Source organism: Roseobacter sp. GAI101, assembly GCF_000156335.1.
GTDB lineage: Bacteria > Pseudomonadota > Alphaproteobacteria > Rhodobacterales > Rhodobacteraceae > Sulfitobacter.
Genome location: NZ_DS999213.1, coordinates 3,780,003 through 3,794,933, shown reverse-complemented (window position 1 = coordinate 3,794,933; position 14,931 = coordinate 3,780,003). Strand labels below are relative to the sequence as shown.

The 14,931-nt window shown below is 59.1% G+C and carries 15 protein-coding genes; 7 read left to right on the top strand and 8 right to left on the bottom strand.

What is annotated here, in order from left to right; translation table 11 throughout:
• Positions 1-99 precede the first annotated feature (99 nt).
• The 4 genes from fdxA to RGAI101_RS17960 are packed head-to-tail and all read right to left on the bottom strand — an operon-like array spanning position 100 to position 4,389.
• Positions 100-438, bottom strand: coding sequence for a ferredoxin FdxA (gene fdxA / locus RGAI101_RS17975; protein WP_008225888.1), 339 nt, complete (start codon positions 436-438; stop codon positions 100-102).
• A gap of 51 nt (positions 439-489) precedes the next feature.
• Complete coding sequence (locus RGAI101_RS17970; protein WP_037228730.1) at positions 490-876, bottom strand: RNA-binding S4 domain-containing protein; 387 nt, start codon at positions 874-876, stop codon at positions 490-492.
• Positions 877-3,804, bottom strand: coding sequence for a helicase-related protein (locus tag RGAI101_RS17965; RefSeq protein ID WP_037228729.1), 2,928 nt, complete (start codon positions 3,802-3,804; stop codon positions 877-879).
• Between the two features lie 18 nt (positions 3,805-3,822).
• Positions 3,823-4,389, bottom strand: a complete 567-nt coding sequence (locus tag RGAI101_RS17960; protein WP_008227824.1) for a tetratricopeptide repeat protein — start codon at positions 4,387-4,389, stop codon at positions 3,823-3,825.
• A gap of 74 nt (positions 4,390-4,463) precedes the next feature.
• Here RGAI101_RS17960 and RGAI101_RS17955 point away from each other — a divergent pair, with 74 nt between their 5' ends.
• The 6 genes from RGAI101_RS17955 (at position 4,464) to RGAI101_RS17930 (ending at position 11,104) form a co-directional block, all read left to right on the top strand.
• On the top strand, positions 4,464-4,754 hold the full coding sequence (locus RGAI101_RS17955; protein ID WP_037228727.1) for an SCP2 sterol-binding domain-containing protein: 291 nt from the start codon (positions 4,464-4,466) through the stop codon (positions 4,752-4,754).
• On the top strand, positions 4,754-5,701 hold the full coding sequence (locus RGAI101_RS17950; protein WP_008226124.1) for an alpha/beta fold hydrolase: 948 nt from the start codon (positions 4,754-4,756) through the stop codon (positions 5,699-5,701). Before RGAI101_RS17955 ends, RGAI101_RS17950 begins: the two co-directional genes overlap by 1 nt.
• A gap of 121 nt (positions 5,702-5,822) precedes the next feature.
• Positions 5,823-6,836 carry a ligase-associated DNA damage response exonuclease gene (locus RGAI101_RS17945; RefSeq protein WP_008227777.1) on the top strand — a complete coding sequence of 338 codons (1,014 nt, stop codon included), beginning with the start codon at positions 5,823-5,825 and terminating at the stop codon, positions 6,834-6,836.
• Entirely contained in the window at positions 6,833-8,431 is a 1,599-nt protein-coding gene (locus RGAI101_RS17940; protein WP_008226236.1) for an ATP-dependent DNA ligase, read from the top strand. Before RGAI101_RS17945 ends, RGAI101_RS17940 begins: the two co-directional genes overlap by 4 nt.
• A 71-nt stretch (positions 8,432-8,502) precedes the next feature.
• The gene (locus RGAI101_RS17935) at positions 8,503-10,323 is read left to right on the top strand and encodes a M3 family oligoendopeptidase (RefSeq protein ID WP_037228724.1); all 1,821 of its coding nucleotides are present in this window, start codon (positions 8,503-8,505) and stop codon (positions 10,321-10,323) included.
• A 202-nt stretch (positions 10,324-10,525) separates the two neighbouring features.
• Positions 10,526-11,104, top strand: coding sequence for an HPF/RaiA family ribosome-associated protein (locus RGAI101_RS17930; RefSeq protein WP_008226798.1), 579 nt, complete (start codon positions 10,526-10,528; stop codon positions 11,102-11,104).
• Positions 11,105-11,169: 65 nt separating this feature from the next.
• Here the strand turns inward: RGAI101_RS17930 and RGAI101_RS17925 are convergent, their stop codons facing one another.
• The 4 genes from RGAI101_RS17925 to RGAI101_RS17910 all read right to left on the bottom strand — a co-directional run bounded on the left by RGAI101_RS17925 (position 11,170) and on the right by RGAI101_RS17910 (position 14,630).
• Positions 11,170-11,439 (bottom strand): DksA/TraR family C4-type zinc finger protein, encoded by a 270-nt coding sequence (locus RGAI101_RS17925; protein ID WP_008226727.1) that lies wholly within the window; start codon positions 11,437-11,439, stop codon positions 11,170-11,172.
• Position 11,440: 1 nt separating this feature from the next.
• A complete protein-coding gene (locus RGAI101_RS17920; RefSeq protein ID WP_008225878.1) occupies positions 11,441-12,412 on the bottom strand; it encodes a Gfo/Idh/MocA family protein in 972 nt (323 codons plus the stop codon).
• A 118-nt stretch (positions 12,413-12,530) separates the two neighbouring features.
• Positions 12,531-13,427, bottom strand: coding sequence for an RNA polymerase sigma factor RpoH (gene rpoH / locus RGAI101_RS17915; protein WP_008226665.1), 897 nt, complete (start codon positions 13,425-13,427; stop codon positions 12,531-12,533).
• A 168-nt stretch (positions 13,428-13,595) separates the two neighbouring features.
• Positions 13,596-14,630 (bottom strand): RluA family pseudouridine synthase, encoded by a 1,035-nt coding sequence (locus RGAI101_RS17910; RefSeq protein WP_008225944.1) that lies wholly within the window; start codon positions 14,628-14,630, stop codon positions 13,596-13,598.
• On the opposite strand from RGAI101_RS17910, the gene RGAI101_RS17905 reads away from it, so the two are divergent.
• Positions 14,629-14,916: a DUF6476 family protein gene (locus RGAI101_RS17905; protein ID WP_037228722.1), complete on the top strand. Its 288-nt coding sequence runs from the start codon at positions 14,629-14,631 to the stop codon at positions 14,914-14,916. The two genes, RGAI101_RS17910 and RGAI101_RS17905, sit on opposite strands and share 2 nt — an antisense overlap.
• Positions 14,917-14,931: the final 15 nt, after the last annotated feature.

The following is a 14,931-nucleotide window of genomic DNA, read 5'->3' as shown; positions in this document are numbered from 1 at the left end:
GCCCGTGCAGCATTTGTCCTAATATTACCGTATAACAATTAGTTAAAAGGCGAAAAATCCCTTAGGATCCGCCAAATTGAGCACAAAAAGCCGAATCACTTAACCACCTTCGCCAGGTGCCTCGGAGAAGTATTTCTCAAGCTTGCCTTCTTCGCCGTCCCGTTCCTCTGCTTCGGGCAAAGGGTCTTTTTTGGTGATGATGACAGGCCAAAGTTCGGAATATTTCCGGTTGAATTCAACCCATTTTTCCATGTCCGGCTCGGTGTCTGGGCGAATTGCATCCGCCGGGCATTCCGGCTCGCAGACACCGCAGTCAATGCATTCGTCAGGATGAATGACCAACATGTTTTCGCCTTCGTAAAAGCAATCCACCGGACAGACTTCGACGCAGTCGGTGTATTTGCAGGCGATGCAGCTGTCGTTCACAATATAGGTCATAGGTTCATCTTTTTTGACATGTTTTGCGCATTGCTAAATCAGCGGCGGGCATCATTCAAGATGGCGTGCCCGAGAAAGATCAAGCACACGCCGATCACGCTTGCTGGGGCGTCCTTTTCCCTCAAAAGCCGGATTTTCAGGCGTTTTTTTCTCGGACTTGGGGACCGGCGGGGACAGGTCGGTGTAAAGCTCCTGCGCCTCGGGCGCAGGACCGCGCCGGGTCCCGATGGCGTCGATCTGGATCACGCGCACATCGTCGCCCATGACAAAGGTCAGAACATCGCCCGGAACGATCAGGGTCGCACGTTTCTGCGCCGTCTCGCCATTCACCCTGACCGCGCCCGCCGTTACGCGGGCGGCAGCCAAAGAGCGGGTCTTGAAGAACCGCGCGTGCCACAGCCATTTATCCAGCCGCAGCTTTGCCGCCGCTTGCGACAATTATTTATTGTCTTTCAGACCCATCAGGGCCGCGGCAAAGGGGTTGTCGGGATCAATCGGCTTTTCCGCCTTTGGCGGGCGGGCGCTGAAGTTTGGCGACTTGTTGCCGCCCTTGTCCCCGCGGGGTCCGCCCTTTTTGCCACGCGGGCCGGGCTTGCCCTTGCCTTGCGGACGGTCGCCACCACCGCGACGCGGCCCTTGATTGGCACGCGCTGCGCGACCCCAGGTAAAGACATAGAATGTCTCCATCTCGGGGGCGGCGATCGCTTCATCGGGGGCGACGCCTATGGCAGTTTCTTCCGCGACGGTATCCGGAATGTGGTCGTCAACCTCGGGGGTTTCGGCCAATTCTTCGGCGATGGGGGCAATCCCGTCGTCAGGGATATCGCCGGTGCCATCCACCACGTCATCTGCCTGCACCGCAGCCGGATCTGCGACAATCCCGCCTGCCGGCTGCTCTGCTGCTACGTCCATCACGGGCGTATCGGCATCTGCACCGGTATCGGCCGCCATGGGCGCACCGTCATGCGGCACGACCGTATCGACAGCCTTGACCTTCGGGCGTTCCGACTTTTCGGCCTTGTAGCCCAATCCCGCCATCAGCGTCGCGAATTGTTCGAGTGTCATGCCGGTAATCGACAGCATATCCGCCTTTGCCTCGAACCCTCCGCGCGAATCCTCTGACCGCAGCATGTCTGCCAGGCGCTCCAGCATGTCGATCCGGATCGCGCGGTCGCCTGCATTGCGGTAGCCGGACATGGTCGCGGCCCCTTCGGGCGCGTTGGCATCGACCGGAATCGTCACCAAACCAGGGGGCGGCGATTCAGGGAATTCGTTAAGGCCCTTGGTCAGCGACCATAACACCAGACGCAACCGCGTCGGGGCTGGCTTCAACAGCAAAGGCATGAAGATCGTGAACTGGCCAAAGCGCAAGCCATGCTTGCGCAGGGCACCGCGTGCATCCTGGTCCAGCGCCTTGACGTCTTCCGCAATGTCCGCGCGCGGCAAGATGCCGAAATTCTCGACCATCCGGAAGGCAAAGCCGCGGGCCAGACCTGTCAGCGCCTCGTCCTTGGACAGCGTCACCAGCGGTTCGAACAACGCGGCGATCTTGCGATCGATGAAGTGCTGCAAGCGGCGCTGCACCTTTTGGGCAACCTCGGGGCCTGCCACATCATCCACGAACACCTCGATGCCCGGACGCAGCCCGTCGGGGCCAGCCACCAGTTTCCCGACAGCAGAGCTGCCCCACATCAGGCCACCCTGTTCCGTGAAATCAATTTCGGTATCGGGCGCATTGTAGAACCGATCAGCACGCAAATGGAACTGCGGAGCCAAGGCCTGCAACGAAGCTGTCTTGATCGTTTTGTCTTCCGCCACACCTGCGCCTTTGTCCTGCCGGAAACGGAAACCGTCCAGCTTGCCTACAAATTCGCCTTCAACGGTTACTTCACCGGTCTCGTTTACTTCGGCCACCATGGCTTCCTTCTGTCCTAGCCGGCGCAAAAGCACGGATGTGCGCCGATCTACAAATCTCTGGGTCAAACGCTCGTGCAGCGCGTCCGACAGTCTGTCTTCTACGACACGCGCCGCGTCTCGCCAATGACTTTCGTCAACCGTCCACCCTTTGCGTTGGGTCACATAAGTCCAGGTGCGGATAAACGCCAGTCTCTTGGACAACGCATCAATGTCGCCATCGGTTCGATCGATCCGGTTTATTTGTCCCGCAAGCCAGTCGTCGGGGATGGTGCCGCGCTGGTGCAGATAGTTAAAAATCGTTTCGAGAAGGCTGGCGTGTTCCGCATGGCTGATGCCGCGAAAGTCGGGAATCCGGCAGACATCCCACAGCAACTTGACGGATGGACCGTCCGTACAGCGCGCCGCGACCTCAGCATCCTCGCCCAACGCCTTGAGCGCACGCAGGTCATCGGCCTCGCGGGCCTTGTATAGGCGTTCGTTGTCTGGCGACATCTCAAGCGTCTGGATCAGCCGGTCGATGCTGCCGTATTGCAGCGCCGGATTGCGCCAGTTGATCTTGTTCTGCGGCGTAAAGCTGTGATCCATGATTGCGCGGGCAACACCATCATCCAAGGGCGGCGCATCGCCGGTAACCCCGAACGTACCGCTTTTGAAACCGCGCCCTGCCCGCCCTGCAATCTGTGCCAGCTCGTTCGGGGCCAACTGACGCATCCGCCGCCCGTCAAATTTGCTCAGCGCTGAGAACGCGACATGATCCACGTCCAGGTTAAGCCCCATCCCGATGGCATCGGTGGCGACCAGATAATCGACCTCTCCGCTTTGGTACATCTCGACCTGCGCGTTGCGTGTGCGCGGGCTCAGTGCGCCCATCACGACCGCCGCACCGCCTTTTTGACGGCGGATCAGCTCGGCAATCGCATACACATTCTCAACCGAAAACCCGACGATGGCACTGCGAGGACGCATCCTGCTTATCTTTTTCTGACCTACATAGGTCAATTCGGACATTCTCTCGCGTTTGATGAACTGCGCCTTGGGCACCAGCGCCGCAATGGTGCCGCGCATGGTGTCCGCCCCCATGAACAGCGTCTCGTGAAGCCCCCGCGACCGCAGCAACCGGTCGGTAAAGACATGCCCGCGTTCGGGATCGGCACAAAGCTGGATTTCATCGACCGCGACCAGATCCGCGCCCATCCCTTCGGGCATCGCCTCGACCGTGCAGACCCAATATTGCGTGCGCGGCGGCACGATGCGCTCTTCGCCCGTCACCAAGGCCACGACTGACGGTCCGCGCAGGGCGACGATCTTGTCATAGACCTCGCGCGCCAACAGGCGCAGCGGCAGGCCGATCACCCCAGTGCGATGTGCCAACATCCGCTCAATGGCATATGTGGTCTTGCCCGTGTTGGTCGGGCCCAAAACGGCCACGACCCTGCTATCACCTGTCACCAGAATGTTCCCGACGTCTTAAAGAGTGCGCCCGATGCCGTCGCGCCGAAGCCCGTCCAGCGCCTTTTGCGCGTTTTCATGGTGAGGGTTTATCGCAAGAACCCGGCGATACAAAGTGGCGGCGGCAGGCAGGCTGCCAAATTCCTGCAAGATCGCGCCCAGCCCGAAAATAGCGTTGAACTGCTGTGGGTTAAGCGCCAAGGCCATTTCGAGGTCGTCAATCGCAGGCCCATACAGATCAGCCCGGAAATAGGCCTGCGCACGGGCATGATACCCTTCGGCAAACAAAGGCGCGTGATCCGTCAGCGCGGTAAAATGCTCGATCGCGAGGGGGGTATCGCCGGCCGCCAATGCGTCCATCCCCCGCTTAAGAAGCAGATCAATGCTGGCCGAACCCGATCGCGCCCATGCGGTCTGGACCTCGCGCTCTATCCTTGAGGCTTCCTCGGCGGGGGCATCGCGTAATTTCGCCAGTAACTCATCCGCTTGCGGCATCGTCGTTTGCGCAAAAGATACGCCGCCAAGCAACACCCAGAAACCAAGTGCCGCGACGGTATGTTTGAGGTTGACGATGTGATTGACCATAACAACAGTGAATGTAACAGCCTGCCGCCACTTTTCCAGACATGTCGGTAGCATTTTCGAAAAAAGGACCGCAGATGAGCGATATTGTGAACGAAGCCGTAACTGTCTTGAACGGAAAACTGGCGGGGGCCGATTTCGACGGCACAGCCAAGTTCGACATTGAAGGCGAAGGGTGCGTTATGATGGATTCCACAGGGGCGCGCGCAGGCGATGAACCCGCCGATGTCACGCTTTCTGCTGATGTCGACACATTTCAGGCCATTCTGGCCGGTGAAACCAACCCGACAAGTGCCTTCATGACCGGCAAGCTCAAGATTGACGGCGATATGGGCATGGCAATGAAACTGGCATCCGTACTGGCCTGATGATCCTCGCGCCCGCCCCCCTTTTCACTGACCTTTTCCCGGGCCCCGACACGGGCCTAGCACATTGGACAGAAACGCCGGATGGCAAAAAGCTACGGGTGGCGCATTGGCCGTTGGACGGGGCGAAGGGCACAGTGCTTCTTTTCCCCGGCCGCACGGAATATGTAGAAAAATACGGGGTGACTGCGGCTGAATTTGCCAAACGTGGGCTTGCCGTCATGACCCTGGACTGGCGCGGCCAGGGCCTTGCCGACCGGCTTTTGCCCGATCGCCGGGTGGGCCAGGTCGATCACTTTCCCGACTACCAAAAAGACGTGGCGACACTCATGCGTGCCGCGCGCACGCTGCAATTGCCGCGCCCTTTCTTCATGCTCGCCCATTCGATGGGCGGGGCCATCGGACTGCGCGCCGTGATGGAGGGGCTTTCGGTTCAGGCCGCCGCATTTACAGCGCCCATGTGGGGCATTCACCTTGCCCCGCACCTTCGGCCATTCGCATGGGGCTTGTCACGGCTGATGCCCCGCGTCGGTCAAGGGCACCAATTGCCCCTCGGCACGAAATACGACCCCTATGTCACGTCGGAGCCTTTTGAAAACAACATGTTGACGACGGACCAGCCGATGTTCGAGATGATGCGCGACCAGATTGCCGCCCACCCTGATCTGGCCCTTGGCGGACCCAGCTATGTCTGGCTGCGCGAAGCATTGGCTGAAACGAAACACCTTGCCCTGCGCGCCGCGCCCAGCCTGCCCTGTGTTACCTTTCTGGGATCGAACGAAAGGATCGTCCATATCGGGCGCATCCATCAGCGAATGAAGTCATGGACCGGCAGCAAGCTGCAAATCGTCGAGGGTGCAGAGCACGAGATCTTGATGGAAAAGCCAGCCATCAGGGACGCCGCAATCGACGACATGGTACGGTTGTTCCTGCGCAACGCGAAAAACTGATCCTGACACACAGGATCAACTTTCGCTCATACCCGATTGATACCAAATATTATTTCGACAAATTCCAGGCTTGCGCCTGTCTCGCCCTGTCCAAATCAAAACCGGCTCCTATCTTTAGGCCATGACAACATCCCCGGTTCTTACCTTTACGGAAAACGGCATCTATTGCGCCGCAGGTGATTTTTACATCGACCCGTGGCGGCAGGTGGACCGCGCGCTGATCACCCACGGCCATTCGGACCACGCGCGTTGGGGCATGGGCCGTTATCTTGCCACCCACGCCGCCCTGCCCGTAATGCGCCACCGTCTGGGCGAGATTTCCGCCGAAGGCATCGCTTATGGCGAGGTGCGCAGGATCGGGGACGCAGATGTGTCCTTTCACCCCGCCGGCCATGTGCCCGGATCGGCGCAGATCAGGGTCGCGGTGAAGGGCGAGGTTTGGGTGGCATCCGGCGACTACAAAGTCGTCGATGATGGGCTTTCGGATGCGTTTACGCCCGTCAAATGCCACCATTTCATTACCGAAAGCACCTTTGGCCTGCCCGTGTTCCGTTGGGCGGATCAGGCAGATGTTGCTGACCAGATCAATGGGTGGTGGGCCGCCTGCGCCAAGGAAGGCAAAACTGCGTTTCTGGGGGCCTATGCCCTTGGCAAGGCGCAGCGCCTGTTGACCATGCTGGACCCTGCGATCGGGCCCGTGCTGACCCACACGGCGACGGAACATACCAACCGCGTGATGCGCGATCAGGGGATCGTTCTGCCCGACACGATCCTGGCCGACGGGGACCTGAAACCAAAGGACCATCCCGGTGCCATCGTGCTGGCCCCGCCGTCGGCCCTTGGCAGCGCATGGGCCAAGAAATTCGGCCCGCAGGAGACCGCCTTTGCCAGTGGCTGGATGGCGATCCGAGGCGTGCGCCGCCGCCGTGCCGGTGACCGGGGATTTATCATCTCGGACCATGCAGATTGGGATGGACTGCTTTCAGCGATCAAGGTGACCGAAGCTGAAAACATATACGTCACACATGGTTACACGGACATCTTCAGCCGTTACCTGAGCGATAATGGCTGGAACGCCCAAGTTGTCCCGACGCAGTTCGAAGGTGAAACGCTGGACAAGGACGCAACCGAATGAAGCGTTTTGCCAAGCTGTTCACCACCATCGACCAAAGCACCAAGACGAACGTAAAGACCGCCGCCCTGGCCGAGTATTTCGCAGCGGCCCCTGACGCCGACCGCCTTTGGACCATCGCGCTTTTTTCAGGCCGCCGTCCCAAGCGCGCGGTCACAACCACCCGCCTGCGTGAATGGGCGGCAGAGCGGGCGGGCATCCCTCTTTGGCTGTTCGAGGAAAGCTATGCCATCGTCGGTGACCTTGCTGAAACCATCGCACTGGTCCTGCCCCCGAACACGACCCAAGACGACCAAAGCCTGTCTGACTGGATCGCCGCGTTGCGTGAAATCTACACCCAAGACGAAGACGCCCGCAAAGCGTTCGTGCTGTCTGCATGGGATAGATTGGGCGGTGCGGAACGGTTCATCTTTAACAAGCTGATCACCGGCGGTTTTCGCGTCGGCGTCAGCCAAAAGCTGATGACCCGCGCCTTGGCCCGCGCGACGGACAAGCCCGAAGCTGAACTCGCACACCGGCTGATGGGAAACTGGCACCCTGATGACACCACATGGCACGCGTTGGTCGAGGCCGAAGATGCCTCGGCCGATGCCTCGCGCCCCTACCCGTTCTATCTGGCCTATGGGCTGGAAGCCGAACCGCAAGACCTGGGTGCCCCCGAGGACTGGCGTGCCGAATGGAAATGGGACGGAATCAGGGGCCAGCTTATCCTGCGCGACGGGCAGTATTTTGTCTGGTCGCGCGGCGAAGAGCTGATGACCGACCGCTTTCCCGAATTGGCCCGCGCGCTGGATTTCCTGCCCGATGGCACCGTATTGGATGGCGAATTGCTTGTTTGGCCCGACGACCAGCCGACGCCGTCGTCCTTTAACGCGCTGCAATCGCGCATCGGCCGAAAGACCGTCCCGAAAAAGCTGCTGACCGACGCGCCCGTGGTTCTGCACGCCTATGATCTGCTGGAATGGCAGGGGCAGGACATCCGTGACCTGCCATTCGCCGACCGCCGCGCGACGCTGGAACGCGCCTGTGCCGATCTGCCAGCGCAGGCCCCGATCCGCCTGTCATCCCAACTGCCTTTTGCCGACTGGGACGCCCTTGCAGCCACCCGCAGTGACGCCCGCGATGCACAGGCCGAAGGCGTGATGCTGAAACGCGCCGACAGCCCCTATCTGGCGGGGCGCAAAAAGGGCGACTGGTGGAAATGGAAGCTGGACCCGCTGACGATTGATGCCGTGATGATCTATGCGCAATCGGGGTCGGGCCGCCGCGCGAACCTGTTCACCGATTTCACCTTTGCGGTCTGGAACGGCAATGAACTGGTCCCTTTCACCAAGGCCTATAGCGGGCTGACCGATGCCGAATTTCGCCAGATCACCGCTTGGGTGCGCAAAAACACGCTTGAACGGTTCGGTCCTGTGCGCAAGGTCACACCGCACCATGTTTTCGAAATCGCCTTCGAGGGGATCGCGCGCAGCCCGCGCCACAAATCAGGTGTGGCCCTGCGATTCCCCAGAATGTTGCGCTGGCGACAGGATAAACCGCTTCAGGAGGCCAACACGCTGGCCGATTTGGAAGAGTTCCTGCGCATTTACGGCTGATCCCGCCAGTCGCCGCCTTGCCTTGACCACGCACGATGCTTAGGTAAGTTCAACGCAAAATGAGGTTTTTCATGTTTCAACTGCCCTTCCCCGTCCGCGATGCAAATGCCGGAGCAGCCGCGTCCCCCTTGGGCAATCTGCCAGAGTGGAATCTGGACGACCTATATACAGGCGAAGACGCAACCGAGCTGAAGCGCGATCTTGACTGGCTCGAGGAAGCATGCCGCAGCTTTGCCACGGATTTCGAAGGAAATCTGGCCAATCTGGATGCCGCTGGATTTCTGGACTGCGTGCTGCGCAACGAAAAGATCAACCAGGTCGCAGGTCGCATCATGTCTTTCGCGGGCTTGCGCTATTACCAGCAGACCACCGACGCGGGCCGGACCAAATTCATGTCCGACGTTCAGGAAAAGATCACCAATTTCACCACGCCGCTGGTGTTTTTCACGCTGGAACTGAACCGGCTGGAAGACGACCACTTGGGCAAGCTTCTGGTTCAGAATGCGGACCTTGCACGTTACAAACCGGTTTTCGACCGCATCCGTGCAATGAAGGACTATCAGTTGAGCGACGAGCTGGAAAAATTCCTGCATGATCTGGGGGTTGTAGGCGACGCATGGGAACGTCTGTTTGACGAAACCATCGCGGCCCTGGAATTCGTGGTCGATGGCGAGCAGTTGAATATCGAAGGCGTTTTGAACCTGTTGACCGATCCCAACCGTGACCTGCGTGAATCCGCAGCCCGCGAGTTGGCCGATGTATTCCGCAGCAACATCAAGACCTTTGCCCGCGTTCACAACACGCAAGCCAAGGAAAAAGAGGTCATCGACCGCTGGCGTGGCATGCCCACCCCGCAGACGGGCCGCCACCTGAGCAACCACGTCGAACCCGAAGTCGTCGAGGCGCTGCGCAACGCCGTGGTCAACGCCTACCCAAAGCTGAGCCATCGCTATTACGAACTGAAACGCAAATGGCTTGGCCTTGACGTGATGCAGGTCTGGGACCGCAATGCGCCCCTTCCGATGGAAGACCCCAAGCTGATCGGCTGGGACCGCGCCGAACATATGGTGATGGACGCATACAATGCATTTGATCCCCGCATGGGCGAGATCGCGAAACCGTTCTTTACCGACGGCTGGATCGACGCGGGCGTAAAGCCCGGCAAGGCCCCCGGTGCCTTTGCCCATCCAACCGTGACCAATGTCCACCCTTACGTGATGCTCAACTACTTGGGCAAACCGCGCGATGTCATGACGTTGGCGCATGAGCTGGGCCACGGCGTTCATCAGGTTCTCGCTGCGGGCCAGGGCGAAATGCTGTCCTCGACCCCTTTGACGCTGGCTGAAACCGCAAGCGTGTTCGGCGAAATGCTGACCTTCCGCAAGATGCTGGACAATGCAAAGACCAATGCCGAACGCAAGGTCCTGCTGGCCGGCAAGGTCGAGGATATGATCAACACCGTTGTCCGCCAGATCGCGTTCTATGACTTTGAATGCAAGCTGCATGATGCCCGCCGTGGCGGAGAGTTGACACCCGACGACATCAACGCGCTGTGGATGTCCGTGCAGGCCGAAAGCCTGGGACCGGCATTCGAATTCATGGACGGATACGAGACCTTCTGGGCCTATATTCCGCATTTCGTGCATTCGCCTTTCTACGTCTATGCCTATGCCTTCGGCGATGGCCTCGTGAACGCCCTGTACGCCGTCTATGACGAAGGTACGCCGGGCTTTGAGGACAAGTATTTCGACATGCTCAAGGCCGGTGGGTCAAAGCACCACAAGGAACTGCTGGCCCCCTTCGGGCTGGACGCTTCCGATCCCGCATTCTGGGACAAGGGATTGTCGATGATCTCGGGCTTCATCGACGAATTGGAAGCGATGGAAGAGTAAAATTTCAAGCGGCAGCTAAGCTGGGTTTAGCTGCCGCTTGAAGAGAATGCTCAGACGTGATCAGCGCAGCAAAACAGCGTTATCGGTTTTCCGCCACGCACCGCCGTAATTATACCTTCGGTTGCACGCAGAATTGACGTGGCTCAAAACTCCCGCAGATCAGGCGCAGTAGGCTTTCCATGTGACAATGGGAGAGTTGACTATGGAAACCCCTGCTGAAGTGACCTTCAAGGATATCGATCATTCCGACGCGATCGAAGCGCGCGTTCGTGAGAGGGTCGATAAACTGGAGGCAATGAGTCCTGAAATTATACGATGTCAGGTTTGGGTCAGGGCCCCGCACCGCCGTCACAAAGGGACGGAGTACATCATTGACATCAGCCTTCAAATGCCCGGATCGACCCTGCATATCGACCGACATCCCGGTGACGATCACGCCCATACCGATATCTATGTCGCGATCCGGGATGCCTTCAACGCGATGGAGCGGCAGCTGCGAAGGTGGCAGGATCAACACAAGGGCAGACCCGAAATTCATGCAGCACCTCTGCAAGGACGGATTGCCGTGTTGGATGGGTATACCAACAGCGGGCAGATATCGACGACAGATGGGCGGCTGGTCTATTTTCACCGTAACAGCGTTGTCAGAAACGGGTATGACGATCTGAACGAAGGCGACACGGTTGAACTGAGCGTCGATGCCAAAGACGCCGACGAAGGGCCCCATGCGAGCATCGTGCGCCCGATCACCAAGATCCGCTTTGTCGACAAGCCCGGCTAGACCCGGTCGGGGTGCATGTCCGCGTCAGTAGCCCCTTTCGGGTTCAGATGGCGGACCTAGCCCCGCTATTTCAACTGGCTGTCCTTGCTTCCCCGCCGGTTGATCCCGCCCCGCCGATCAGGTCGATTGTCACGCTCGTTCACGCAGTCGATGCACAGCTTCACGCCCGGCAGGGCCACGCGGCGGGCTTCGGGGATCGGTTCTTCGCATTCGGCACAATGGGTCAGGCTTTCGCCCTGCAGCGCCTTGCGCGCCTTGAGGCGGGCAAGTTCGTCGTTGATGGATGCCTCGATCTGCTCGCTTACGGCACCGTCCTTTGCCCATCCTCCGGCCATGTCAGGCCCCCTTTCCGGCTGCATACGCCATGTCGATCATCGCTTGGGTTCCCTTGCTGAATTCCAGCGGGCACGGATAAGCTGCACCTTCGGTGACAGAGCGTCCAAAGGCTTCGACCTGCAGCACGTATTGGTTGGCACCGGGAAAGCGTTCAGTGGTCATGACGTTGGTTGCAGTCTCAAGGTGCAGTTCCGCCTGGGCATGGACCCCCGCGTTGAACGGGCAGCTTAGCCGCAGAACGCCTTTTTCGCCGTGCACAACGACTTCCTGACGCGGGAACATCCGGATTGACACGGTCGCGGAATAATCGAACCCGTCAAAGCTTGCTGCAACCTGGGCAAAGGTATCAACGCCATTTGCGTAATCGATCTTGGCATAGGGGATCGACACCGGTTCCTGACCCGTCAAAAACCGGACCGACCCAAAGGTATAGACGCCGATATCGGGCAAGCCGCCACCGCCTGCGGCAGCTTGGTTTCGGATATTCGTCGTGTCGTCGTTATAAAAGGAAAACGTCGCCCCCACATGCCGGACCCGGCCAAGGGTACCAGATGCAATAATCTCGCGGGCGCGGATCATCTGGGGATGATGCACGATCATGAACGCCTCGGCGGCAAGCATCCCCGACGCATCGCGCGCGGCGATCAGCCGGTCGAATTCGGACGCGTTCAGCGCCATCGGCTTTTCGCACAGCACATGTTTGCCTGCCTCAAGCGCCTTGATCGTCCATTCCACATGCATGTGGTTGGGCAGCGGGATATAGACCGCGTCGATCGTCGGGTCAGCCAGCAGCGCATCATAGCTGTCATGGACAGTCAGACCGGGCGCGAAGGCCTGAAAAGGTTCGGCTTTTTGCGCGCTCGACGTGGCCAGCGCCACAAGCTGCGCACCGCGTGCAGCATGGATCGCAGGCCCCATATGTTCTAGCGCAAATTTCGCGGCTCCTAAAATGCCCCAGCGTAAAGTCTTCATAACAGTCCCCTTCTTCACAGTCAGTCTAGGCGGAATTCACTGCAAGCAAAGGGGCTTGCATAAAAAATCCCCGCAAACGCGCCGTCTGCGGGGAGATTGTTGCGAATTGGCAGAACGATCAGGCCGTCACTGCCATGCCTTTTTCGCGGGCAAGTTCGCCCATGCGCTTTTGCAGTTTCTCGAACGCGCGCACTTCGATCTGGCGGATACGCTCGCGACTGACGTCATACTGACTGCTCAAGTCTTCAAGGGTGATGGTTTCATCCGAAAGACGTCGTTGGGTCAAAATGTCTTTTTCACGGTCATTCAACACCTCCAGCGCTTCGGCCAGCATCTCGCGACGGGTTTCCAGCTCTTCGCGCTCTTCATAGTCGCCCGCCTGATCCGCGTCTTCGTCCTCGAGCCAGTCCTGCCATTGCATCGTGCCTTCACCCTCGGACCCGACGGTCGCGTTCAGGGAAGCGTCTCCGCCAGACATCCGGCGGTTCATCGACACGACTTCGGCTTCGGTCACGCCCAGATCAGTCGCGATCCGCGACACGTTTTCAGGGCGCATGTCGCCTTCTTCCAACGCACCGATGCGGTTTTTCGCCTTGCGCAGATTGAAGAACAGTTTTTTCTGACCGGAGGTCGTGCCAAGTTTCACCAAGCTCCACGAGCGCAGGATGTATTCCTGAATCGACGCGCGAATCCACCACATGGCGTAGGTCGCCAGGCGGAAGCCTTTTTCCGGATCAAAGCGTTTCACCGCCTGCATCAGACCGACATTCGCTTCCGAGATCACCTCGGCTTGCGGCAAACCGTAGCCACGATAGCCCATTGCGATCTTGGCGGCCAATCGCAGGTGCGATGTCACCATGCGATGCGCTGCTTCGGTGTCTTGTTCTTCGACCCACCGCTTGGCAAGCATGTATTCTTCTTCAGGCTCCAACAGCGGAAACTTGCGGATTTCCTGCATATAACGGTTCAGACCGCCTTCGGGTGTTGGTGCTGGCAGATTTGCATAATTAGCCATTTTAATGTCCCTTCCCTTCTTATCAGGGGCTCATGTTATTGAGCTTAACATAGATATGGAGAGCGCTAACATTATTTCAAGTGCTACGCTGTCGCCCGAGCGGTTAATATCAGCCTAAACTGGATGAATAAAAAGTTACCTGATCGTATGATGCGCCAAATTTGGCTGCTACGCCTGTGCCAGCGCCACCAAATCGAGCAGATCGGTCATATCGCGAGGCAGCGGAGCCTCGAACCGGACCATCTCGCCGGTGACGGGGTGTTCAAAGCCCAGAACCGCCGCATGCAGCGCCTGACGCGGAAAGGCGCGCACCGCATCGGAGGCGATTTCAGGCAGGGCCGTCTTGGGAAGCTTGCGCTTGCCACCATAAGTCGGGTCGCCGACCAGCGAATGGCCCGCATGGGCCATATGCACGCGAATCTGATGCGTACGGCCGGTTTCCAGCCAGCATTCCATCAAAGCCAGCACAGGCGGCGTGCCGTACCGGCTGATGGTGCGCGCGCGGGTCACGGCGTGACGCCCGCCCTGAAACAGCACCGCCTGACGTTGACGATCGGTGCGGTGGCGCGCCAGCTGGGTGGTCATCTTCAGGATATTACCCGGCTCAAAGCTGGTCCCCTTGATGCCACGCAGGCGCGGGTCGTTGGCATCCGGGACACCGTAGACCAATGCCTGATAATACCGTTCCACAGTGTGCTTTTCGAATTGCTTGGCCAACCCGTGATGCGCCGCATCGGATTTGGCAACGACCAAAAGACCCGAGGTGTCCTTGTCGATGCGGTGCACGATGCCCGGTCGCTTCATGCCGCCGACTCCGGACAGGTCGTCTCCACAATGCGCCAGCAGTGCATTGACCAGCGTGCCGGACGGACTGCCGGGCGCAGGATGGACCACCATGCCCGCAGGCTTGTTGATCACGATCAGGTCACTGTCTTCAAAGACCACCTCGAGCGGGATCGATTCGGCCAAAATATGGCTGTCTTCGGCTTCTTCCACGTCCACCGTAATTTCTTGGCCTTCGAAAATGCGCGCGCGCGGATCGGTCACGACGATCCCGTCCACCTGAACCGAACCATCCGCAATCAAGCGTCCCAGACGGGTGCGCGACAGGTTCGCGTCCTCTGGCACATCGCGGGCAAGCGCCTTATCAAGGCGGGGCGGCGGCGTGTCCGCGATGATGAAACTGATACGACGGTGCGACATGACTGATCCTTCCGAGCCCCCAAACATAAAATTCCTGCGGCGGCTGGTGACGGTGCTGACCGCCACAATGATTTGCGGCCTTCTAGTCGTGATTGGCCTGCTTGTCATCCGCTTCTCTGGCAAAGCGCCCGATTTGCCTGATGTCATTGCACTGCCAGGCGGGGAAAAGCCTGTCGCCTTCACGCAAGGCCCCGATTGGTATGCGGTGGTGACGGCTGACGACCAGATACTGATCTTTGACCGGATGAGCGGCACGTTACGTCAAACCGTCGATATCCAGCGTTAAATATTTTAGGGGGTT

Excerpts from the sequence above, each read along its gene's own strand:
- fdxA (WP_008225888.1), bottom strand. The coding sequence starts at position 438 with ATGACCTATATTGTGAACGACAGCTGCATCGCCTGCAAATACACCGAC.
- RGAI101_RS17960 (WP_008227824.1), bottom strand. The coding sequence starts at position 4,389 with ATGGTCAATCACATCGTCAACCTCAAACATACCGTCGCGGCACTTGGT.
- RGAI101_RS17955 (WP_037228727.1), top strand. The coding sequence starts at position 4,464 with ATGAGCGATATTGTGAACGAAGCCGTAACTGTCTTGAACGGAAAACTG.
- RGAI101_RS17950 (WP_008226124.1), top strand. The coding sequence starts at position 4,754 with ATGATCCTCGCGCCCGCCCCCCTTTTCACTGACCTTTTCCCGGGCCCC.
- RGAI101_RS17945 (WP_008227777.1), top strand. The coding sequence starts at position 5,823 with ATGACAACATCCCCGGTTCTTACCTTTACGGAAAACGGCATCTATTGC.
- RGAI101_RS17940 (WP_008226236.1), top strand. The coding sequence starts at position 6,833 with ATGAAGCGTTTTGCCAAGCTGTTCACCACCATCGACCAAAGCACCAAG.
- RGAI101_RS17935 (WP_037228724.1), top strand. The coding sequence starts at position 8,503 with ATGTTTCAACTGCCCTTCCCCGTCCGCGATGCAAATGCCGGAGCAGCC.
- RGAI101_RS17930 (WP_008226798.1), top strand. The coding sequence starts at position 10,526 with ATGGAAACCCCTGCTGAAGTGACCTTCAAGGATATCGATCATTCCGAC.
- RGAI101_RS17925 (WP_008226727.1), bottom strand. The coding sequence starts at position 11,439 with ATGGCCGGAGGATGGGCAAAGGACGGTGCCGTAAGCGAGCAGATCGAG.
- RGAI101_RS17920 (WP_008225878.1), bottom strand. The coding sequence starts at position 12,412 with ATGAAGACTTTACGCTGGGGCATTTTAGGAGCCGCGAAATTTGCGCTA.
- rpoH (WP_008226665.1), bottom strand. The coding sequence starts at position 13,427 with ATGGCTAATTATGCAAATCTGCCAGCACCAACACCCGAAGGCGGTCTG.
- RGAI101_RS17905 (WP_037228722.1), top strand. The coding sequence starts at position 14,629 with ATGACTGATCCTTCCGAGCCCCCAAACATAAAATTCCTGCGGCGGCTG.
- RGAI101_RS17910 (WP_008225944.1), bottom strand. The coding sequence starts at position 14,630 with ATGTCGCACCGTCGTATCAGTTTCATCATCGCGGACACGCCGCCGCCC.